20 protein-coding genes are annotated in these 20754 nt (G+C 58.0%); 7 read left to right on the forward strand and 13 right to left on the reverse strand.

Going from position 1 to position 20754, the window contains the following annotated elements; translation table 11 throughout:
• Positions 1-138: 138 nt before the first annotated feature.
• Entirely contained in the window at positions 139-543 is a 405-nt protein-coding gene (locus RCH06_RS05515) for an RNA-binding protein (RefSeq protein WP_327080438.1), read from the forward strand.
• A gap of 149 nt (positions 544-692) precedes the next feature.
• Here the strand turns inward: RCH06_RS05515 and dnaB are convergent, their stop codons facing one another.
• The 10 genes from dnaB to ppsA all read right to left on the reverse strand — a co-directional run bounded on the left by dnaB (position 693) and on the right by ppsA (position 9931).
• Positions 693-2102, reverse strand: a complete 1410-nt coding sequence (dnaB, locus tag RCH06_RS05520; RefSeq protein WP_327080439.1) for a replicative DNA helicase — start codon at positions 2100-2102, stop codon at positions 693-695.
• Between the two features lie 347 nt (positions 2103-2449).
• Complete coding sequence (gene rplI / locus RCH06_RS05525; RefSeq protein WP_327080440.1) at positions 2450-2902, reverse strand: 50S ribosomal protein L9; 453 nt, start codon at positions 2900-2902, stop codon at positions 2450-2452.
• A 12-nt stretch (positions 2903-2914) separates the two neighbouring features.
• On the reverse strand, positions 2915-3199 hold the full coding sequence (gene rpsR / locus RCH06_RS05530; RefSeq protein WP_026779352.1) for a 30S ribosomal protein S18: 285 nt from the start codon (positions 3197-3199) through the stop codon (positions 2915-2917).
• Positions 3200-3209: 10 nt separating this feature from the next.
• Positions 3210-3527: a primosomal replication protein N gene (gene priB / locus RCH06_RS05535; protein WP_327080441.1), complete on the reverse strand. Its 318-nt coding sequence runs from the start codon at positions 3525-3527 to the stop codon at positions 3210-3212.
• A 49-nt stretch (positions 3528-3576) separates the two neighbouring features.
• Positions 3577-3942 (reverse strand): 30S ribosomal protein S6, encoded by a 366-nt coding sequence (rpsF, locus tag RCH06_RS05540; protein ID WP_011801780.1) that lies wholly within the window; start codon positions 3940-3942, stop codon positions 3577-3579.
• A gap of 79 nt (positions 3943-4021) precedes the next feature.
• Positions 4022-6202, reverse strand: a complete 2181-nt coding sequence (locus RCH06_RS05545; protein ID WP_327080442.1) for a sodium:solute symporter family protein — start codon at positions 6200-6202, stop codon at positions 4022-4024.
• Between the two features lie 2 nt (positions 6203-6204).
• Complete coding sequence (locus RCH06_RS05550) at positions 6205-6471, reverse strand: DUF4212 domain-containing protein (protein ID WP_327080443.1); 267 nt, start codon at positions 6469-6471, stop codon at positions 6205-6207.
• Positions 6458-7129, reverse strand: a complete 672-nt coding sequence (locus tag RCH06_RS05555) for a tetratricopeptide repeat protein (protein WP_442799601.1) — start codon at positions 7127-7129, stop codon at positions 6458-6460. Before RCH06_RS05555 ends, RCH06_RS05550 begins: the two co-directional genes overlap by 14 nt.
• Positions 7120-7416 (reverse strand): hypothetical protein, encoded by a 297-nt coding sequence (locus RCH06_RS05560; protein ID WP_327080445.1) that lies wholly within the window; start codon positions 7414-7416, stop codon positions 7120-7122. The genes RCH06_RS05555 and RCH06_RS05560 overlap by 10 nt, the downstream gene beginning before the upstream one ends.
• Positions 7417-7531: 115 nt before the next feature.
• Entirely contained in the window at positions 7532-9931 is a 2400-nt protein-coding gene (gene ppsA, locus RCH06_RS05565) for a phosphoenolpyruvate synthase (protein WP_327080446.1), read from the reverse strand.
• A 180-nt stretch (positions 9932-10111) separates the two neighbouring features.
• Here ppsA and ppsR point away from each other — a divergent pair, with 180 nt between their 5' ends.
• The 3 genes from ppsR (at position 10112) to ahpF (ending at position 13446) form a co-directional block, all read left to right on the forward strand.
• Positions 10112-10933, forward strand: a complete 822-nt coding sequence (gene ppsR / locus RCH06_RS05570; protein ID WP_327080447.1) for a posphoenolpyruvate synthetase regulatory kinase/phosphorylase PpsR — start codon at positions 10112-10114, stop codon at positions 10931-10933.
• A gap of 247 nt (positions 10934-11180) precedes the next feature.
• The gene (gene ahpC, locus RCH06_RS05575) at positions 11181-11744 is read left to right on the forward strand and encodes an alkyl hydroperoxide reductase subunit C (RefSeq protein WP_327080448.1); all 564 of its coding nucleotides are present in this window, start codon (positions 11181-11183) and stop codon (positions 11742-11744) included.
• An 82-nt stretch (positions 11745-11826) separates the two neighbouring features.
• Positions 11827-13446, forward strand: a complete 1620-nt coding sequence (ahpF, locus tag RCH06_RS05580) for an alkyl hydroperoxide reductase subunit F (RefSeq protein ID WP_327080449.1) — start codon at positions 11827-11829, stop codon at positions 13444-13446.
• A 402-nt stretch (positions 13447-13848) separates the two neighbouring features.
• Here ahpF and RCH06_RS05585 read toward each other — a convergent pair whose 3' ends face one another.
• Positions 13849-14562, reverse strand: a complete 714-nt coding sequence (locus tag RCH06_RS05585) for a GntR family transcriptional regulator (protein WP_327080450.1) — start codon at positions 14560-14562, stop codon at positions 13849-13851.
• A 107-nt stretch (positions 14563-14669) separates the two neighbouring features.
• Here RCH06_RS05585 and araD point away from each other — a divergent pair, with 107 nt between their 5' ends.
• The 3 genes from araD to RCH06_RS05600 all read left to right on the forward strand — a co-directional run bounded on the left by araD (position 14670) and on the right by RCH06_RS05600 (position 18280).
• Positions 14670-16409, forward strand: coding sequence for an L-arabinonate dehydratase (gene araD, locus RCH06_RS05590; RefSeq protein ID WP_327080451.1), 1740 nt, complete (start codon positions 14670-14672; stop codon positions 16407-16409).
• Between the two features lie 99 nt (positions 16410-16508).
• Positions 16509-17225 carry a ribonuclease activity regulator RraA gene (locus RCH06_RS05595; protein WP_327080452.1) on the forward strand — a complete coding sequence of 239 codons (717 nt, stop codon included), beginning with the start codon at positions 16509-16511 and terminating at the stop codon, positions 17223-17225.
• Positions 17226-17299: 74 nt separating this feature from the next.
• On the forward strand, positions 17300-18280 hold the full coding sequence (locus tag RCH06_RS05600; protein WP_327080453.1) for a Bug family tripartite tricarboxylate transporter substrate binding protein: 981 nt from the start codon (positions 17300-17302) through the stop codon (positions 18278-18280).
• A 73-nt stretch (positions 18281-18353) separates the two neighbouring features.
• Here RCH06_RS05600 and glmM read toward each other — a convergent pair whose 3' ends face one another.
• Complete coding sequence (gene glmM / locus RCH06_RS05605; protein WP_327080454.1) at positions 18354-19688, reverse strand: phosphoglucosamine mutase; 1335 nt, start codon at positions 19686-19688, stop codon at positions 18354-18356.
• Positions 19689-19804: 116 nt separating this feature from the next.
• Positions 19805-20662, reverse strand: coding sequence for a dihydropteroate synthase (gene folP / locus RCH06_RS05610; protein WP_327080455.1), 858 nt, complete (start codon positions 20660-20662; stop codon positions 19805-19807).
• Between the last annotated feature and the right edge of the window lie 92 nt (positions 20663-20754).

The following is a 20754-nucleotide window of genomic DNA, read 5'->3' on the forward strand; positions in this document are numbered from 1 at the left end:
GTTGTTGGCAATACAGCGGTTCGGGCAGCTCAGGCACGAAAAGCCATTTTCTTTCGGTAAAGCGACAAGCCGCTGGCCTACAGACACAACTTGGCGGGCGTGTCGTAATAGGCGTCTAACCGAAAAGGAAAAATTTCAATGCAATCATTTCTGATGGATTCCAAAATGACGACCATGCAAGGCGTCTTCTATCCGACCGGTTATTCGTTTTTGATGTTTCCAGACGCTGCAAATGCAGAACAAGCCGCCCGCGAACTCGAAGCGGCAGGCTTTTCCGACCAGGACGTGTTGCTGTTGACGCCGCGCGTGGTGCTCAAGGAGATTGGCAAGATTGACGGGGAATCAACGGTTGAGCTGCCGTCTGTTGGTACCGAAGGGGCGACAGTTCGCAAGTACATTGACCTCGCTAGAGAAGGCCATCACGCCTTGATGGTTAAAACGCCTTCCAATGACGATACGGAGCGCATGATGGAAATCGTGCGCAAACTGCCTTTCTCGTATGGCCAGAAGTACCACATGCTGGCCATGGAAGATCTGGAGTAAATCCTCAGCAAGGCTCTGGTCTTGCGTGAAGCAATTGCAGTAGTGAGTAGCTTCACGACCCATTGGTCACAGCTATTTTTCAGATGCAGATTGCTGCTATAAATATAGCAGTCTGCGCTTATACAGCGTGCGCAACAGCTGCTTTTTATCTAAAAATCGCCAGAACCATGCGCCAGACTTTCGAATTTTGTGATTCGATTGATAAACGCCAGTTTGACCGTTCCCGTAGGGCCATTGCGCTGCTTGCTGATGATGACTTCTGCCACCCCCGGCTCTTTGCAGGCTTCCTTGGTGTAGTACTCGTCACGGTAAATAAACATGATGATGTCGGCGTCCTGCTCGATGGCGCCTGACTCCCGCAAATCGCTCATCATCGGACGCTTGTCGGTGCGCGACTCAACGCCCCGACTGAGCTGCGACAGCGCAATCACCGGGCATTGAAGCTCTTTGGCCAGCATCTTCAGGCCGCGCGAGATTTCGCCCACGGCGGTGGCGCGGTTCTCATCGGCCATGCCACTCGACACGCTCATCAGCTGCAAATAGTCCACCACGATCAATCCCAGCTTGCCGCACTGACGCGCCAGCCGCCTGGCATTGGCACGCAGCTCGCTGACCGTAAGGCCGGCGGTTTCGTCAATATGCAGGGAAATGGTTCTCAGCTTTTCAATGGCTTCGGTCAGGCGCGGCCATTCCTCGTCGGTCAGCGCGCCGGTGCGCAGGTGCGTCTGGTCGATCCGGCCAATCGAACCGACGATGCGCACGGCCAGTTGGGAAGCACCCATTTCCATCGAAAACACAGCCACAGGCAAACCTTCATGCAGGGCCACATGCTCGGCGATGTTGATGGCCAGCGCCGTTTTACCCATCGATGGCCGGGCCGCCAGAATGATCAAATCACCCGCCTGAAAGCCGGATGTCATGCGATCCAGGTCGACAAAACCGGTCGGTACGCCCGTGACATCATTCGGGTTTTCCGACATCTCGGTCACGCGGTCCAGCAAGTCCACCACCAGTGTGTCCATGCTCTGAAAGCCTTGCTGCGACCGGCCACCCTGCTCGCCGATGTTCAGAATTTTCTGCTCGGCCTCATCCAGAATGACGGTGACGGCCTTGCCTTGCGGGTTGAAGGAATTGGTCGCAATTTCATCCGAGGCGGCCACCAGCTTGCGCAAGATTGAGCGCTCGCGGACGATCTCGGCATAACGCCGGATGTTGCTGGCGCTCGGCACATATTGGGCCAGTGAGTTCAGGTAGCTCAGGCCGCCGATTTCCTCATTTTTGCCCAGGTTCTGCAGCCGTTCATAGACCGTGATGATGTCGGCAGGCTTGGAGGCGTTGATCAGCCAGCCAATGGCGGCATAAATAAGCTGGTGCTCGTGGCGGTAAAAATCCTGGTCGTCCAGCAGATCCCCGACGCGGTCCCAGGCGCTGTTGTCCAGCAGCAAGCCGCCTAAAACGCTGGACTCGCCTTCAATCGAATGCGGTGGAATGCGAAGCTGGGCAATCTGGCGGTCGGCGCTGTAAGCAGTTTCGGCGAATGGAGAAAATACGGCTGACATGGTGCTCCTTGGAGGGTAGATGGTACGCCGTAAGCCTCAAAACGCACGGGACAAACCTGGAAATAAGCTGGGGAAAACAGGTGGAAATCAAGCTTGAAGAGGTGCATCTCATCGTGGAGAGGCTGAAACGCATGCGGCCCGACAACAGAACGACTATTTCAGTATAAAAAAGACCCATTGCGCACACTGCGTATGCACTAGCAGCTATTAATACAGTAGCAAAAATACGGGAATTTTTGCATTTTTTGACTGCAAATCAAAGGGGGCACCACTCTGGCGAAATCCCTGTTTCTCCAAGAAAAAAGCCGCTCCGAGGAGCGGCTTTTCAGGGTAACACGTGAAGGGATTTAAGCAGTTTCGCCGTAAACCGTTACCGTGATTTCGACCACAACGTCAGTGTGCAATGCAACGCTGACAGTATGATCGCCAACGATCTTGATCGGACCGTTTGGCAGGCGGATTTGCGATTTGGTCACTGCAAAACCTTGCTTGGACACTTCCTGGGCAATGTCGGCATTGGTGACGGAGCCGAACAGGCGACCATCAACACCGGCTTTTTGCGTCAGCTTGACGGTGGTGCCACCGAGCTTTTCGCCTTGCGCTTGCATTTCGGCCAGCTTGGCAGCGGCAGCTTTTTCAAGATCAGCGCGTTTGACTTCAAACTCCTTGATAGCCGATGCGGTGGCGCGACGGGCGCTGCCGAAAGGGATCAGGAAGTTGCGTGCGTAGCCGTCTTTGACTTTGACGACGTCACCCAGATTGCCCAGGTTCACGACTTTGTCGAGCAGAATAATTTGCATGGTCGTATCTCCTTACAGGCTCTTGTGCTGGTCGCTGTAAGGCAGCATCGCGAGGAAGCGAGCGCGCTTGACGGCGGTGTTGATCTGTCGCTGGAAAATCGCGCGGGTGCCGGTCAGGCGTGCGGGAATGATTTTTCCATTTTCAGAAACGAAATCGCGCAGGGTGTCGATATCTTTGTAGTCGATTTCTTCAACGCCAGCGGCTGTGAAGCGGCAAAAACGCTTGCGCTTGAACAGCAGGGATTGGGTATTGCGCTTGGGGCGCTTGTCTTTGTTAAAACGTTTTGGTCCGGCCATGATGGACTCCTTAAATAGGGTTCAGTACTTGCTCTGCCTGAAGGATCGGGTGAAGAGCTTGAAGATGAAAAACAACGCCTTTGCTGGTGCGTGCATTAATCAGAAAACCGGTGAACCTGAAAGACTTGCTCAAAGGAAGCTTGACGGCCTGTTCAGCCAGCGTTCCAAAAGCAACTGCCCTTATCGTCAATTTGACCTGTCTGTTCACCCCGGCTTCAAGCATTTCAGACGCGTGTTCGAGAATGAAATTAATGGCAGGGATTCCAGCGGGCGTGTAGCGCAGAGGACTTAGCTCGGCGATACCTGCGGTCAGTTCAACGTGGTTCACTGCGGCTCAAAGTTGCACAACAGCGCAGCGTTCAACAGCATGAGGCGAATTAAGCCGCAAACTCCTGCTGTTGGGTTTTACGGGCTTCTTCTCTCTCGACGTTGCGCATCATGAGGGACGGGCCGGTTTCAGCCTTTTTCTTCACGACGGTCAGGTGGCGCAGCACGGCGTCGTTGAACTTGAACGCGTGCTCGATTTCTTCCATCACAGCCTGGCTGGCTTCGATGTTGATGCAGAGGTAATGGGCTTTGGCTAGCTTCTGGATCAGGTACACCAGCTGGCGACGGCCCCAATCTTCCACACGATGCACAGTTCCGCCGCCGGCGGTAATCATGCCCTTGTAGCGTTCCAGCATGGCTGGGACTTGCTCGCTTTGATCCGGGTGGATCAGCAAGACGATCTCGTAATGACGCATAACTCTCCTTTTGGTTGATTAAAGCTGCCCCAGCGTCTAACCAGATATGGTTTTGGGTGCAGCAAGGCGAAGCCCATGATTATAGCCCGTCGGCCGCCTGGTGCGGGATTTGGCCCTTATGCTGCGCGTCTGGCACTGCCAAACCCCGGTCATAGGTTTTCAGGTCTGGATAACGGATGTATTCCACCAGCGACTCCATCTCCTGGCTGGGCGCACGTGTTACCAGACTGACCAGAAAAATCACAGCAAAGCCAACAGGTACGCCAAAAAAGCCGGCAGAAATCGGCTCGATTCCCCACCAGAGCTGGACCGGTGTTGTGACGCCAAAAGTGTCACGCAACCAAGGCTGGGTGGTCACCATGTAGTAAGTCGTGACGCTCAGCCCGGCCATCATGCCCAGGGCAGCAGCCTTGCCGGTGGCACGCTTCCAGAAAATTCCCATGCTGAGCGCGGGGAAAAAAGATGCGGCGGCAAAGGAAAACGCCGCAGAAACCAAAAACAGGATATCAGCGGGTTTCTGGGCGGCCACATAAGCCGCCAGCAAGGCAACAATGAGCAAGAGTATTTTGGAGACCGTGACCCGGCTCAAGGTGGAAGCATTGGGGTCGATCATCTTGTAATAGAGGTCATGGCCCAGCGCGTTGGCAATCGCCAGCAGCAAACCGTCAGCCGTTGACAGCGCCGCCGCCAACCCGCCCGCAGCGACCAGCGCTGAAATAACATAAGGCAGGCCAGCCAGCTCAGGCGTCAGCAGCACCACAATGTCGCCGCCAATCGTGATTTCATTGAGCTGAAGGATGTTGTCCTTGTTCACGTCCAGCACCGACAGCAACGCTGGATCGACCTTGTTCCACGCGTGAACCCAGGCGGGCAACTGGTCAAAAGAGGTGCCGACCAGCACCGTAAAAACTTCATATTTCACCAGCACAGCCAGCGCAGGGGCGGTGCAATAAAGCAGAAAAATAAAAAACAGTGACCACGTCACGGATCGCCGGGCTTCACGCACGCTGGGCACGGTGTAGTAACGCATCAAAATATGCGGCAAAGCCGAAGTGCCGACCATCAGGCAAAAAACCAGCGCCAGAAAATTTCGGCGCGAGGTATCGTAGGCCTCTTTTTCTTGCGGTGTGCCATCGGGATTCCCGGTAAATTGGGCGGCATGTGCAGGCATGCCATTGAGTGGCTGGCTTTTGATCTCGTCAGCAGCTCTTGCCAACTCCCACTGACGCAGCGCCGCAGCCTCATCCTTGGGCAAGGCGGCCAAGGCCTTGCCGGCCGCAGAAACTTCAGCGACGGGCGCATTACTTGACTTGAGAGCTTCCAGCTTTTTGGTGGCTGCCAGCTTGTCAGCCACCATTGAAAGCGCCGGATGCTTCATTTTTTCGGCCAGGACTTCGGCCCTTTGTTTGAAGATGGCGCGAACTTCAAGTTCACGCGGATCACTGGCCAGCTCTTTTTCCTTGGCGGTGACTTTCTCCAGCTGGTAGCCATAAACTGCATGCGGCACGGGGACACCGGTCTGCTTGACCGACAGCCAGACCACCGGCACCAGGTAGGCCACCAGCAAAATAATGTATTGGGCAACCTGTGTCCAAGTGACGGCGCGCATGCCGCCCAGAAACGAGCAGACCAGCAGTCCGCCCAGCCCGAGAAAAATACCCAACTCGAAAGCTATGCCGGTCAGGTAAGAAGTGATGAGTCCGACGCCGTAAATCTGTGCCACCAAATAAGTAAATGAGCACAAGATGGTCGCCGCGACACCAATCAGCCGGGGCCAATGCCCGCCATAACGTTCGCCCAGAAAATCAGGAATCGTGAACTGCCCGAATTTGCGCAGGTAAGGTGCCAGCACCAGCGCCACCAGGCAATACCCGCCCGTCCATCCCATGATGAACGCCAGACCGCTGTAACCGGTCAGGTACAAGGTGCCGGCCAGACCCAAAAATGAAGCCGCAGACATCCAGTCGGCACCAATCGCCATGCCGTTATAAATGGCCGGAACACGGCGACCCGCTACGTAATATTCGTTGGCGTCGGTGGTGCGGCTCATGATGCCGATACCCGCGTACAGCGCGATGGCGGACAGCAAAAACGTCATGCCTATCCAGGTACGCGGCATACCCCAATGTTCCAGCACCGCAAGCACCGCCACGAAAAGCAAAAAACCCAAGGTGTACCAGCGATAAATGCTGTGTAACTGGCCTTTGAACTGGCGCGACGAAAGCAGCACTTCTCCACTGGCGTCTGAGGCATCGGACACGTTCATGCCTCCTCTTCAGGCGGATCAGGCTCCAACTCAAGGTCGAGCCGGTTCATGTACCACGCATAAAACCCAATGATCAGGCCATACACCAGCAAGCTGCCTTGCGCGCCCATCCAGAAGCTGAAAGGCCAGCCAAAAAAACGAAAGTTCAGAAAGCGCGCGAAGTAGGAAACACCAAAGGTGACAAAAAACCAGACCAGCAGCAGCAAGGCCGTAACAAGCAGGTTTTTGCGCCAGTAGCGGCGACGCGCTTCAGCCGAGGGCATCAGGCGCTCCCTTGGGAAACTGCATAGGGACTGGCGCGTGCATGTGATGCGTCTGCTCGTTAAGCGCACCGGCCATGCTGATTTCGCGCTCCAGTTGCGCCGCCACCCTAGGCTCGAACTGGCGCAGGTGATCAATCACTTTGCGGGATTTTTCCGGCTCGCCCAACGCCAGATTGACTTGCGCCAGCCGATACCAGCCGTGTGGACTCATCGGTTGCAGTGCCGTATTTTTTTTCAGCGCCTGCCGGGCTTCGTCAAATTGTTGTTGATGCATCAGCACCAAGGCCAGGCCATACCAGGCCCGATCCATGGCGGGATTAAATTCGGTAGCTTTTTCAAATGAAGGCCGGGCTTCATCGTAGCGGCCGGCCTGCTGCTGCAAATAACCCAGATTGAACCAGTCCACCGCCATCTGCGCCTCAGAGCCCGGAAGGCCGACGACCCGCTGCTGGCTGATGATGGACGCCTCAAGCCGGTTGAGCCCGGCCAGCACATGGGCACGGCTGGCCAACGTATAGCGGTCCAGCGGCCAGCTAGATACCATCCGGTCAAACCTGGCAAGCGCGGCCGCCGGGCGACCGAATGCCAGCAGGAGCATCGCTTGCACTTTCAGGAAAAAATATCGAAAACTGTCCCTGAACGAGCGGGTCATTTGCATAAATCCACACCCATCTGCAGACAGAGCATGACTTTGGCAAAACTTGCGGCCGCCCACATCAGCAGCAACAGAAAAAATGCCACCAGCGGCACGTGGCGATCCAGCACGACACGAGGCGAAAGCCACCGCGCCGCGCGAATCCACGGCCTGCCCAAAAGCTGCAGCAAGGTATAAAACGGATTGCCGTTGCGCGCGGAACCCGACATCAAGCCGGTCAGCCATTGACCCGCCAGCGCCAGCAACGCAATTTCGGCAATCAGTTTGAGGGTGGTAAAAAAGATCAGCATGGCGAGTGACAAGCATGGAAGCCGGAACCTCCGATTGTCATCGGAGGACTTTCCCATTGCTGACACTCACCGCGCAAGCTGCCGGGGGTTTTCCCTCGGTGAGGCACTGGAAAAATCAGTTGGCCAAGCGTTTCCAGGTCTCGATCACGGTATCGGGATTCAGGGAAATTGAACCAATGCCCTGCTCCTTGAGCCATAGCGCAAAGTCTGCGTGGTCGCTGGGGCCCTGACCGCAAATGCCGACATATTTACCCTGACGTTTGCAGGCCGAAATAGCCAGGCTGAGCAGCGCCTTGACCGCCGGATCACGTTCGTCAAAGTCTTTCGCCAGAATTTCCAGCCCCGAGTCGCGGTCCAGGCCCAGCGTCAGCTGCGTCAGGTCGTTGGAGCCGATAGAAAAACCGTCGAAGTACTCCAGGAACTGATCGGCCAATATGGCATTGCTGGGCACTTCGCACATCATGATGAGGCGCAAACCCTGCTCGCCGCGCTTGAGCCCATGCTCGGCCAGCAACTCCGTCACGGCCTTGGCCTGACTGAGTGTGCGCACAAACGGCACCATGACCTCCACGTTGGTCAAGCCCATGTCGTTGCGCACGCGCTTGAGCGCTTCGCATTCCATGGCAAAAGCTTCACGGAATTCGGCGCTGATGTAGCGTGCTGCACCGCGAAAGCCCAGCATTGGATTTTCTTCTTCAGGCTCATAGCGCGAGCCGCCAATCAGCTTGCGGTATTCGTTCGACTTGAAGTCCGAAAGCCGAACGATGACAGGCTTCGGCCAGAATGCAGCGCCAATGGTGGCAATGCCTTCAGCCACTTTATCGACATAAAAAGCACGTGGCGACGCATGGCCGCGCGCCACGCTTTCCACTGCCTTTTTCAGATCGGCAGCAACATTCGGGTAGTCCAGAATCGCCTTCGGATGGACGCCGATGTTGTTGTTGATAATGAACTCCAGCCGCGCCAAGCCGACACCCTGGTTGGGAATCTGGCAGAAATCAAAAGCCAGCTGCGGGTTGCCGACATTCATCATGATCTTGATGTCGATAGGCGGCATCTCGCCACGCAGCACTTCAGTCACTTCGGTTTCCAGCAAACCGTCATAAATATTACCCGTGTCCCCCTCGGCGCAGCTCACGGTCACCAGCATTCCGTCTTTCAACTGGTCGGTCGCGTCACCACAACCCACCACTGCCGGAATTCCCAGTTCACGCGCGATGATGGCGGCATGGCAGGTACGGCCGCCGCGGTTTGTCACGATGGCGCTGGCGCGCTTCATCACCGGCTCCCAGTTCGGGTCGGTCATGTCGGTCACCAGCACATCGCCGGGCTGGACCTGGTCCATCTCGCTGATGTCATGCACGATACGCACCGGCCCGGTGCCAATTTTCTGGCCAATCGCGCGGCCAGCCGTCAGCACCGTGCCGACACCTTTGAGCTTGTAGCGCTGCTCGGCCTTGCCTTTGGCCTGGCTTTTGACAGTTTCAGGGCGTGCCTGCAGGATGTACATTTCGCCGTCGATACCGTCCTTGCCCCATTCGATGTCCATCGGACGGCCGTAATGGTCTTCAATAATGACGGCATAACGTGCCAGCTGCTCGACATCCGCGTCGGTCAGTGAATAGCGGTTGCGCAACTCAATCGGCACATCGGTGGTTTTGACCAGCTTGCCGCCGACTTTTTTCTCTTCTGCGGTCGTGAACTCCATCTGCAGCAGCTTGGAGCCTAAATTGCGGCGGATCACCGCGCGGTTGCCGGCCTTGAGCATTGGCTTGTGCACATAGAACTCGTCCGGGTTCACAGCGCCCTGCACTACTGTTTCGCCCAAGCCATAGCTGGAAGTCACAAACACCACGTCTTCAAAACCACTTTCGGTGTCGATGGTGAACATGACGCCAGCTGCGCCCAGATCACTGCGCACCATGCGCTGCACGCCGGCCGACAAGGCGACGCCCGCATGGGCAAACCCCTTGTGAACGCGGTAGCTGATGGCGCGGTCGTTGTAGAGCGAAGCAAACACTTCTTTCATCTTGTGCAGCACATCGTCAATACCGACGACGTTCAGAAAGGTTTCCTGCTGGCCGGCAAACGAAGCGTCGGGCAAGTCTTCGGCAGTAGCCGATGAACGCACGGCAAAACTGGCCTGGCTGTTGTTGACGCTCAGGCGGGTAAAACTCTCGCGCACGGCTTGCTCGAACTCTGGCGGAAAAGGCTGGGCTTCCACCATGCTGCGAATTTGCGCGCCGGCTTTGGCCAGCGCGCGCACGTCCTCGGTATCGAGCGCATCGAGCACAGCATTGATCTTGTTGTCGAGCCCGGCATACGCCAGAAAGACGCGAAAAGCGTGGGCCGTGGTGGCAAAGCCGGTCGGTACCCGCACACCTTGCGGGCCGGTGGGCAGCTGCGAAATCATCTCGCCGAGGCTGGCGTTCTTGCCACCGACCGAGTCGACATCGGTCATTCTCAGGTTTTCAAACGGTACGACCAGGTCGGTCGACGCAAACAGGTTGGACATAAAAATACTCCGGAGGTTTAAAAATCGGCACCCAGTGTCCGGTGCGGCGCCCAGCCTTGTTGTTCTTTTTAGTTCGGTTGATGCAGCGCACGGAAACACAAACGGGATAATTGGCATGATTGTAGGGGGCTGCTGCCCGGCCCCGCCATTCCGGCTTTTCCATTGACTGAAGCAAGCACCATGTCCAATCGCACCGTATTTTTCATTTCTGACGGCACCGGTATCACCGCCGAAACCTTTGGCAACGCCATCCTGGCCCAGTTTGAAATCAACCCACGGCATGTCCGGCTGCCGTTTATTGACACCGTGGACAAGGCCTATCAGGCCATCCGTCATATCAACAACACCGGGGAAATCGAAGGCAAGCGGCCTATTGTTTTCACGACGCTGGTGAACATGGACATCCTGGCGGTCATCAAGTCGCAGTGCAACGGCATGCTGCTGGACATGTTTGGCACCTTTGTGGCGCCGCTGGAAAGCGAGCTGGGCATCAAGTCCAATCACCGCGTGGGCCGGTTTTCAGACGCTTCCAAAAGCAAGGCCTATGACGACCGGATCGAGGCGATCAATTTTTCACTGGCGCATGACGACGGCCAGAGCCACCGCGACCTGGCAGGCTCGGACGTGATTCTGGTCGGCGTCAGCCGCAGTGGCAAAACCCCCACCACGCTGTACTTGGCCATGCAGTACGGCCTGAAGGCATCGAATTACCCGCTGATTCCCGAAGACTTCGAGCGCCGGCAACTGCCGCCTGCACTGGTGCCACACCGTAAAAAAATCTTTGGCTTGACGATTGCCGCAGAGCGCCTGAGCGAGATCCGCAATGAGCGCCGACCCAACTCGGTCTATTCAAGCCTGGCCAACTGCCGCAATGAAATTCACGAGGCTGAAGCCATGATGCGGCGCGAAGGCATTCGCTGGTTATCGACCACCACCAAGTCGATCGAGGAAATCGCCACCACCATCCTGCAGGAAATCAAACCGGAACGGCTGGAATATTGATTGCAGGCCATGCGCTCATCAGCTTGCAGCTCGTATACAACTATGATTTTGATAGCTGGCAGCGCCCGTCCAGCCTGCGTAATCGCCTTGTTTGGCCAAATTAATTCAATCACCAGCCGTTTTTTGCGCCTCGCCAGATAGCCAGCAGCAATTCCATTAATAGCAAATGTCTATTTGATCAAACGCATCATGAGACATAAACTATCACCTTGTTCAGATTTTCAACCACCCCGTAAAGGAACCCACCATGTCCGTTATCAATACCGCGATCAAGCCTTTCCAGGCCAGCGCCTACAAAGCCGGCAAGTTCATTGAATTGTCTGAAAAAGACGTGCTGGGCAAGTGGGCCGTGTTCTTTTTCTACCCTGCCGATTTCACATTCGTCTGCCCGACCGAACTGGGCGACGTGGCTGACCATTACGCTGAATTCCAGAAAATGGGCGTAGAAATCTACTCGGTGTCGACCGACACGCACTTCACGCACAAAGCCTGGCACGACAGCTCGGACACCATCGGCAAGATCCAGTACGCCATGATTGGCGACCCGTCGGGCACCGTGACGCGCAACTTCGACACCATGCGCGAAGGCCAGGGCCTGGCTGACCGTGGCACGTTCATCGTTGACCCGCAAGGCATCATCCAGTCGGTAGAAGTGACCGCCGAAGGCATTGGCCGTAACGCCGCCGAATTGCTGCGCAAGGTCAAGGCCGCCCAGTACGTGGCCGCCCACCCCGGTGAAGTCTGCCCGGCCAAATGGGAAGAAGGCTCGGCGACCCTGAAGCCATCGTTCGACCTGGTCGGCAAGATCTAAGACGCTTTCACCGCGCCACAGCCCGGGCGCGCCTGCACCCGGGCTTTTTTATTCCTCCACGCATTTTGAAAGTGAGTCCGCCATGCTCGACGCCGCCACCCAGACCCAATTGAAAAGCTACCTCGACCGCGCCACGCAGCCGATCGAAATCGTTGCTTCGCTCGACGACAGCAAGGCGTCGGGCGAGTTGCAGTCGCTGCTGAAGGACGTTGCCAGCGCCTCAGCGCTGATCACTGTCAGCGAAAGCCGGGACGACGTTCACCGCAAGCCGTCGTTCTCCATCAACCGCCCCGGCGAAAACCACGGCCCGCGTTTTGCCGGTTTGCCAATGGGCCATGAATTCACCTCGCTGATTTTGGCGCTGCTGCAAATTGGCGGCTACCCGCCCAAGGTCGAAGAAGACGTGCTGCAGCAAATCCGCGCACTCGACGGCGATTTTGACTTTGAAGTCTATGTCTCGCTGTCGTGCCACACCTGCCCCGACGTGGTGCAGGCGCTCAACCTGATGGCAGTGCAAAACCCGCGCATCAAGACCACGATGATTGACGGCTCGCTGTTCCAGGAGGAGATCAAGGAACGCCAGGTCATGGCCGTGCCGACGGTCTACCTGAACGGCACCGAGTTCGCCCAGGGCCGCATGAGCCTGGAAGAAATCCTGGCCAAGATTGACACCAGCGGGGTTGAGCGCGAGGCCAAAAAAATCGCCTCCAAGGAAGCCTTTGACGTATTGATCGTCGGCGGTGGCCCGGCCGGTGCAGCGGCGGCGGTTTACGCTGCCCGCAAAGGCATTCGCACCGGCATTGCCTGCGAGCGCTTTGGCGGCCAGGTGCTGGACACGATGGGCATTGAAAACTTCATCTCGGTGAAGGAAACCACGGGCCCACAGTTTGCGCTGGCGCTGGAGCAGCATGTGCGCGCCTACGAGGTGGACATCATGAACCTGCAACGCGCCAAGGCCTTGATTCCGGCGTCTGCATCGGGTCAGGGCCTGATCGAAATCCAGCTTGAAAGCGGTGCCACGCTGAAAAGCAAGACCGTCATCTTGTCGACCGGCGCGCGCTGGCGCAACATCAACGTGCCCGGCGAGCACGAGTACAAGAACAAGGGCGTGGCGTACTGCCCGCACTGCGACGGCCCGCTGTTCAAGGGCAAGCGCGTGGCGGTGATTGGCGGCGGCAACTCGGGCGTTGAGGCCGCCATTGACCTGGCAGGCCTGGTCGGCCATGTCACGCTGATTGAGTTCGACACCGCGCTGCGGGCCGATGCCGTGCTGCAGCGCAAACTGCACAGCCTGGCCAACGTGACGGTGTTTACCAACGCGCAGACGACCGAGATCACCGGCGACGGCCAGAAGGTCAACGGCCTGGTTTACAAAGACCGGGCAACGAATGCGCTGCACAGCGTGGCGCTCGAAGGCGTGTTCATCCAGATTGGCCTGGTGCCCAACACCGACTGGCTCAAGGGCACGGTCGAGTTGTCCAAGCACGGCGAAATCGTGATTGACGCCAAAGGCCAGACCTCGGTGCCGGGCGTGTTTGCAGCGGGCGACGCCACCACGGTGCCGTTCAAGCAGATCGTGATTGCCGCTGGCGATGGCGCGAAGGCAGCACTGAGCGCTTTTGACCATTTGATCCGCACGCCAGTGCCTGCCCCGGTGGCGGCTACTGTGCCTGAACTGGAAACCGAGTTGACGGTCGCCTGAGGCCGGGGTCGGCATTGTCGGCATGGCGTATTGAGGTGAAGGTTTTCCGCCGCCACAAACCGCCATCCGGCTGAAAATCAAAAATCCCGCTGTTTTCTGGCAGCGGGATTTTTTTATGGGCGTGCGTCTTGTGCGGCTCTGCAACCGGCACGGATCGCCGCCCGCAGGCCTTTCTTTGAAACGGTGACGGAGAACCACGCCGTTTGAATACCGAAAAAAGCCGGGCTAGAAAGAAGCCCCTTCCACTTGCCACCAAAAAATGCGAAACATCCAGCATTTTGCTATGCTATTAATAGCTTGCAGCGCCCATTCAGCATGCGCAACAGGCCTTTTTATCTTAAAAACTCGTTTCCAGGCCGGAATAAACCAGCGCCAGTTCAACACCCGGCTTTTCAGAGCGGCTTACCCGTTCGCAACGATCCAGTCCGGAAAACGCTGCCTGATGTCATCGACAAAGGACAGCGTTCCAGCCAAGTGCTGACGCAGCGCGTTTTGCGCCGCCTGCGCGTCCTTGCGCGCAATGGCTTCTACGATGGCGCGGTGGTCGCGCACGATGGCCTGCGGCTTGCCTTCAACGGGCAGGTTCAGCCGGCGCAGCCGGTCGACATGCCCGCTTTGCTTGCGCACCAGCGCCCACAGCGGCCCCACGTTGGCGGCTGCGTACAGTTGTTCATGAAACGCTTGGTCAGCCAAGGCCAGCTTTGCAATATCCAGCGGATTGAGCGCGGCTTCCTGCTCGGCCATGCCCCCGTTCAACCGTCGCATCAGGGCACCGTGTTTCGCCTCCGGCAATACACACAAGGCCGTCAGAATTTCCAGCTCAATCGCCAGTCGCAGGAAATGCGCCTGCAAGGCCGCCGTCAAATCAATCCGGCTGACCACGGTGGCATGTTGCGGAAAAATATCGACCAGTTGCTCTTCACCCAGCCGCAGCAACGCATCACGAATCGGCGTCTGGCTGATGCCGAAGTGCTCCACCAATTCGGCGCGCTGCAACACCGTTCCGGGTTCCAGCTGGACGGAGACGATCAGCTCCCGCAAAACTTCAAACACTTGAGGGGCCGACTGGCGGGTGCGGTCCAGTTTGGGCGGCGCAATATTGGCGAGAACTGTCATGCGGTCTTTAGGGTTATCAATGTGGCCATCAGGGTAAATCATAGCATTGACACACTAATATATTAGTGCTTTAATTTTGTGAATATTTTGAACCCGAAGCCCTTTTCATGACAAAAAAGACTTACGAAGAATTGCGCAGCGCGCGCTGGTTCGCCCCCGACGACGTGCGCTCCTTCGGCCACCGCTCACGCGTGATGCAGCTGGGCTACGGCCCCGAAGACTGGGAAGGCAAGCCGGTCATCGCCATTTTGAACACCTGGAGCGACATCGGCACCTGCCACGGCCACTTCAAGCAGCGCGTCGAGGATGTCAAGCGCGGCGTGCTGCAGGCCGGCGGCTTTCCGCTGGAACTGCCGGCGCTGTCGCTGTCCGAAGCACTGGTCAAGCCGACCACCATGCTGTACCGCAACATGCTGGCCATGGACGTGGAGGAATTGCTGCGCAGCCACCCGATTGACGGCGCGGTGCTGATGGGCGGCTGCGACAAGACCACACCCGGCTTGGTGCTCGGGGCGCTCAGTGCCGGTGTGCCCTTCATCTACATGCCCGCCGGCCCGATGCTGCGCGGCAACGTCAAGGGCAAGATCCTCGGTTCAGGCTCGGACACCTGGAAATACTGGGACGAGCGGCGCGCCGGCAAGATCAACAAGGCGCAGTGGCTGGAAGTCGAAGGCGGCATTGCGCGCAGCCACGGCCACTGCATGACCATGGGCACGGCCAGCACCATGACCGGCATTGCCGAGGCGATGGGCTTGACGCTGCCCGGCGCGTCGTCGATTCCGGCAGTCGATTCCAACCACATCCGCATGGCGACCAAATGCGGCCGGCGCATCGTCGGCATGGTCTGGGAAGGCTTGAGCCCAGCCAAACTGCTGTCGCGCGCCTCGTTCGAGAACGCCATCACCGTCGCCATGGCGATGGGCTGCTCGACCAACGCCATCATTCACCTCGTCGCCATGTCGCGCCGCGCTGGTGAGCATTGCGCCGTTGGCCTGGACGACTTCGACGCGGCCAGCCGCAAGGTGCCGGTGATTGCCAACATCCGCCCCAGTGGCGACACGTATTTGATGGAAGACTTCTACTACGCCGGCGGCATGCTGGGCATGATGAGCGTGCTGAAAGACCACCTCCAACTCGATGCGCTGACCGTCACCGGCAAGCCGCTCGGCGACAACCTGGTCGGTGCCGAGGTCTACAACCACGACGTGATTCGGCCGCTCGACAACCCGATTTATGCCGAAGGCGCGCTGGCCGTGCTGCGCGGCAACCTCGCGCCCGACGGCTGCGTGATCAAGCCCAGCGCTTGCGCGCCGCACTACTTCCAGCACACCGGCCCGGCGCTGGTGTTTGACGACTACCCGTCGATGAAAGCCGCCGTCGAGGACGAAAACCTCGATGTGACGGCCGACCACATCCTGATCCTGCGCAACGCTGGCCCGCAGGGCGGCCCCGGCATGCCCGAATGGGGCATGCTGCCCATCCCGCTCAAGCTGGTCAAGCAGGGCGTGAAAGACATGCTGCGCATTTCGGACGCCCGCATGAGCGGCACCAGCTACGGTGCTTGCATCCTGCACGTCGCGCCAGAGGCCTACATCGGCGGCCCGCTGGCGTTGGTGAGAACTGGCGACTTGATCACTGTCGATGTGCCGGCCCGGCGCATCCACCTCGAAGTCAGCGACGACGAACTGGCCCAGCGCCGCGCCGCCTGGACGCCGCCCCCGAAGCGCTTCGAGCGCGGCTACGGCTGGATGAGCGCGCGCCACATCCAGCAGGCCGACACCGGCTGCGACTTTGATTTTCTTGAAACCTCGTTCGGCGCGCCCATTGGCGAGCCCGACATTTACTGAAGATGTCCAAAGAAACAACTCCCCGTTCGTCATTCCCGCCTTCGCGGGAATGACACGGATAAATCATCTTTGCCCTCACCCCAATAAAGAAAGTTCTTCATGTCCCTCAGTCCCGCCACCCGCGACAAGCTCAAGACCGTCAGCATCGCCACGCTGTGCACCGCCCTGTTCAAACGCGGCCTGCGCAACCAGTTCATCCAGGACGTGCATCCGGTCAACCGCAGCCTGCCGACCATGGTGGGTGAAGCCTTCACCCTGCGCTACATTCCGGCGCGTGAAGACCTGAACCCGATCAGCGTGTTCCAGGACCCCAAGCACCCGCAGCGCGTGGCCGTCGAGCAATGCCCGGAAGGCGCGGTGCTGGTCATCGACAGCCGCAAGGACGCCCGCGCTGCCTCAGCGGGCTCCATATTGATCTCGCGCCTGATGGTGCGCGGCGCTGCCGGCATCGTCACCGACGGCGGCTTTCGCGACTCGCCCGAGCTGGCGGTGCTGCCGTTTCCGACCTATCACCAGCGCCCTTCTGCTCCCACCAACCTCACGCTGCACCAGGCGCTGGACATCAATGTGCCGATTGGCTGCGGCGATGTGGCCGTGTTTCCGGGCGATGTGATCGTCGGCGATCAGGAAGGCGTGTTCGTGATTCCGGCGCACCTGGCCGACGAGATTGCCGACGATGCGGTGGAAATGACCGCATTTGAAGACTTCGTGCTTGAAGAAGTCCTCAAGGGTCGGCCCATCATCGGCCTGTATCCGCCCACGCAGCAGCAGTCGAAAGACGATTTTTCCACTTGGCGCAAGGCCAGGGGACGCTGAATCGTCTTCAATCATCTCGCCACGCCGTACCCCGCCTTCTTGCGCTTCAGAATACTTCAACAGGAGATATATTTATGACAAATAGACGCTATGCGCTTGCCACACTTGCACTTTCAGCTATTGTTTTCATAGCATCTGGAACGGCTATAGCCCAGTCCGATTACCCGAACAAGCCGGTGAAGATCATCGTGCCCTTCCCCGCCGGCGGCACCAGCGACGTGATGGGACGCATGGTGGCGGAAGAACTCAGCAAGATCCTCAAGCAGCCTTTCATCGTCGACAACATCGGCGGTGCCGGCGGCGTGATCGGCACCGATCGCGGTGCCAAGGCCACGCCTGATGGCTACACCCTGATCCAGACTGGCGTGGGCCAAAACGCCGTGGCTCACGGTCTGGAGCCTTTGCCCAAGTACAACTCGAACACCGACTTTATTCATATCGCCCAGGTGCATTCCGGCCCTAACGTGCTGGTAGTCCACCCGAGCACACCGTTCAAAACGCTCAAAGAGTTGGTCGACTACGCCAAGGCCAATCCGGGCAAGCTCGACTACGGCTACACCCCGGCCGCCTCGGGTCACATGGCAATGGAGCAGTTCAAGCAGACCGCCGGCATTTACATGCTGGGCATTCCGTACCGGGGCGGCGGCCCGATGATGACCGACATTCTGGGCGGCACCATCAAGATGATGTTTATCAATCAGGACGTGGCGCTGCAGCATGTCAAGGCTGGCAAGCTGCGCCCGCTGGCGGTGTCGAGCGCGCAGCGCAATCCGCTGTATCCCGACGTGCCGACCGTGGCCGAATCGGGTTACAAAGGCTTTGAAGCGTTGTCATGGTCAGGCATTTCTGCCCCCAAGAGCGTGCCACAGCCGATCATCGACAAGCTCGATGCGGCGATGCTGCAGGTCATGAGTTCGCCAGCGATCAAGCAGCGCCTGGAGTCGCAGGGCTTTGTGGTGCCGCAGCCCGGTGCCAAGCACTACGCCGACTTCATCAAGAGCGAAGAGGCACGCTGGACCAGGGTTATCAAAACCGCCGGAATCAAGACGCCTTGAGCCGGTAAAAGCGCCCGCTTAAACGGCAAAAGGCCTTGCAGCCTTTTGTCATTCCAATCAGCGTATTCAGCACTTATACCGAGCGCACCGTGTCTGCAACCCGCTCGGCACAGGCTCTGGCTTGCTCTGGATCGCGCGCCTCCACCATTACTCGCAGCAAAGGCTCGGTGCCGCTGGCACGAATCAAAATGCGGCCGGTATTGCCCAATTCGATTTCCACGGCGGCGGTTTGACTGGCCAACTCAGGGCTGTTCTTCCAGTCCTGACCGGGCTTGAGCCGAACGTTGACCAGCGTCTGCGGAAACAGCACCACGTCATCCAACAGTTGCGCCAGCGTTTTCTTGCTGCGCACACACGCCTGCAGCACCTGCAACGCGCTGATCAGGCCGTCGCCAGTGGTGTGCTTGTCTAGCGCCAGCAAGTGGCCTGAGCCTTCTCCGCCGAGCAGCCAGCCGCGCTTATCGAGTTCCTCAAGAACGTAGCGGTCGCCCACCTTGGCGCGTACAAACTCCACGCCTTTGGCTTTCAGCGCCACTTCGACGGCCATGTTGGTCATCAAGGTTCCGACGGTTCCGGGAACTTGTTCACCCCGGGCCAGGCGCTCGGTCACCATCAGATAGAGCACTTCATCGCCGTTGTAAAGCCGGCCCTCTGCGTCCACGATTTGCAGACGATCTGCATCGCCATCAAGTGCAATGCCGAAGTCGGCCTGGTGGGTTTTTACCGCGTTGACCAGCGCCTGAGGATGGGTGGCACCAAATCCATCATTGATGTTGAGGCCATCGGGCGTGCAACCAATGGCAATTACCTCGGCGCCAAGTTCATGGAACACCATCGGCGCGATCTGGTAGGCCGCACCATGCGCACCGTCAACCACAATTTTCAAGCCCTTAAGGGTCAGATCGTGGGCAAATGTGCTTTTGCAAAATTCGATATAGCGCCCGGCTGCATCTTCAAGGCGGCGCGTTTTTCCCAGTGAAGCCGAATCGGCCCAGACCGGCGGCTCTTGCAGTGCCGCTTCTACCGCAGATTCCCAGTCATCATTGAGTTTGGTGCCTTGGGCACTGAAAAACTTGATGCCGTTATCGGCAAAAGGATTGTGGCTGGCACTGATGACCACCCCGAGACTGGCGCGCTGTGCGCGTGTCAGGTAGGCCACGCCTGGCGTAGGCAAAGGTCCCAGCAGCACCACATCCACGCCAGCGGAGTTAAAGCCGGACTCCAGCGCACTCTCCAGCATGTAGCCTGAAATACGCGTGTCCTTGCCAATCAGCACAGTCGGCCGGTCTTCGGTCTTGCGAAGCACATGACCCACGGCATGGGCCAGCCGGAGCACAAAGTCAGGGGTGATCGGACTCTGTCCAACAGTGCCCCGAATGCCGTCGGTACCAAAGTATTTTCTTGTCATGCGTGTGGTTCTTTAAAAGCTGCGCTGTTGATCAACCGTTGATTTTAGAGAAAGCTTTAGGGATAGATAGACTGAAAGTGAATTTTATTGTGCGGTGCAACAATCGTAGCAACGCATCAACTGGCTGCCATCCAGACCTTCAAGGCCTGCACGGTTTCCAGCACATCATGCACACGAACGATACGCGCGCCGCGCTCGACCGCCAGTAATGCCGCCGCCACGCTGGGAATCATACGCATCGTTATATCCAGCGGTTCTTGATGTGCATAAGGCGGGCTGCAAACGGCCGCCAAAGATGACTTGCGCGACCAGGCCGCCAGCAGCGGGTAGCCCGCTGCCAAAAATTCGCGCTGCCTGGCCAGCAAAGCAAAATTCTGTGCCACCGTTTTCCCAAAACCGACTCCGGTATCCAGCACAATGCGCGCCTTGTCAACACCTGCCGTCTGCAGACGCTGGGCGGCCTGCTCCAGAAAAAAAAGTATTTGTGGCACGACATCGCCTTGCATCGGCACCGTCTGCATGGTTTGCGGCTCACGGTGCATGTGCATCAGGCAAACACCGCAACTCGGGTGTGCAGCCACTACTTGCAGGGCGCCGGGTTGACGCAACGCCCAGATGTCATTGATGATGTCGGCACCCAAGTCGAGTACGGCGCGCATGACTTCTGGCTTGTACGTATCCACAGAAACCGGCACGCCCAGCTTGACGGCATGGCGAACCACGGGCATTACGCGCGCCAGTTCTTGTTCCAGCGAAACAGGCAATGCACCAGGCCGCGTAGATTCACCGCCAATATCCAGCAAGTCAGCGCCTTCACGGATCAACTGCTCACAGTGCGCAAATACCCCGGAAAAACTGTCGCCAGAAGAATAATATTTACCACCATCCGAAAAAGAGTCAGGCGTGACGTTGACAATGCCCATGACGCGCGGCTGCGACAAGTCCATCTGAAAGCGTGCGGTTTGCCAGATCATGAGGTGCCTTCTCATTCAGGTTGGGTTTCTGCCCAAAGCAGGCAGACAAAGAAAAACCGGGGACTGGCCCCGGTTCATGGATTGTTCAAGCT

The organism is Polaromonas sp. CG_9.5, assembly GCF_035984465.1.
Lineage (GTDB): Bacteria > Pseudomonadota > Gammaproteobacteria > Burkholderiales > Burkholderiaceae_C > Polaromonas.

Coding starts and splice junctions, on each gene's coding strand:
- folP (WP_327080455.1), bottom strand. CDS start 20,662: ATGATCTGGCAAACCGCACGCTTTCAGATGGACTTGTCGCAGCCGCGC.
- ppsR (WP_327080447.1), top strand. CDS start 10,112: ATGTCCAATCGCACCGTATTTTTCATTTCTGACGGCACCGGTATCACC.
- rpsR (WP_026779352.1), bottom strand. CDS start 3,199: ATGGCCGGACCAAAACGTTTTAACAAAGACAAGCGCCCCAAGCGCAAT.
- RCH06_RS05595 (WP_327080452.1), top strand. CDS start 16,509: ATGTCCCTCAGTCCCGCCACCCGCGACAAGCTCAAGACCGTCAGCATC.
- RCH06_RS05585 (WP_327080450.1), bottom strand. CDS start 14,562: ATGACAGTTCTCGCCAATATTGCGCCGCCCAAACTGGACCGCACCCGC.
- RCH06_RS05560 (WP_327080445.1), bottom strand. CDS start 7,416: ATGCTGATCTTTTTTACCACCCTCAAACTGATTGCCGAAATTGCGTTG.
- ahpC (WP_327080448.1), top strand. CDS start 11,181: ATGTCCGTTATCAATACCGCGATCAAGCCTTTCCAGGCCAGCGCCTAC.
- dnaB (WP_327080439.1), bottom strand. CDS start 2,102: ATGTCAGCCGTATTTTCTCCATTCGCCGAAACTGCTTACAGCGCCGAC.
- RCH06_RS05515 (WP_327080438.1), top strand. CDS start 139: ATGCAATCATTTCTGATGGATTCCAAAATGACGACCATGCAAGGCGTC.
- RCH06_RS05550 (WP_327080443.1), bottom strand. CDS start 6,471: ATGCCCTCGGCTGAAGCGCGTCGCCGCTACTGGCGCAAAAACCTGCTT.
- ahpF (WP_327080449.1), top strand. CDS start 11,827: ATGCTCGACGCCGCCACCCAGACCCAATTGAAAAGCTACCTCGACCGC.
- RCH06_RS05555 (WP_442799601.1), bottom strand. CDS start 7,129: ATGCAAATGACCCGCTCGTTCAGGGACAGTTTTCGATATTTTTTCCTG.
- araD (WP_327080451.1), top strand. CDS start 14,670: ATGACAAAAAAGACTTACGAAGAATTGCGCAGCGCGCGCTGGTTCGCC.
- RCH06_RS05600 (WP_327080453.1), top strand. CDS start 17,300: ATGACAAATAGACGCTATGCGCTTGCCACACTTGCACTTTCAGCTATT.
- rplI (WP_327080440.1), bottom strand. CDS start 2,902: ATGCAAATTATTCTGCTCGACAAAGTCGTGAACCTGGGCAATCTGGGT.
- rpsF (WP_011801780.1), bottom strand. CDS start 3,942: ATGCGTCATTACGAGATCGTCTTGCTGATCCACCCGGATCAAAGCGAG.
- ppsA (WP_327080446.1), bottom strand. CDS start 9,931: ATGTCCAACCTGTTTGCGTCGACCGACCTGGTCGTACCGTTTGAAAAC.
- glmM (WP_327080454.1), bottom strand. CDS start 19,688: ATGACAAGAAAATACTTTGGTACCGACGGCATTCGGGGCACTGTTGGA.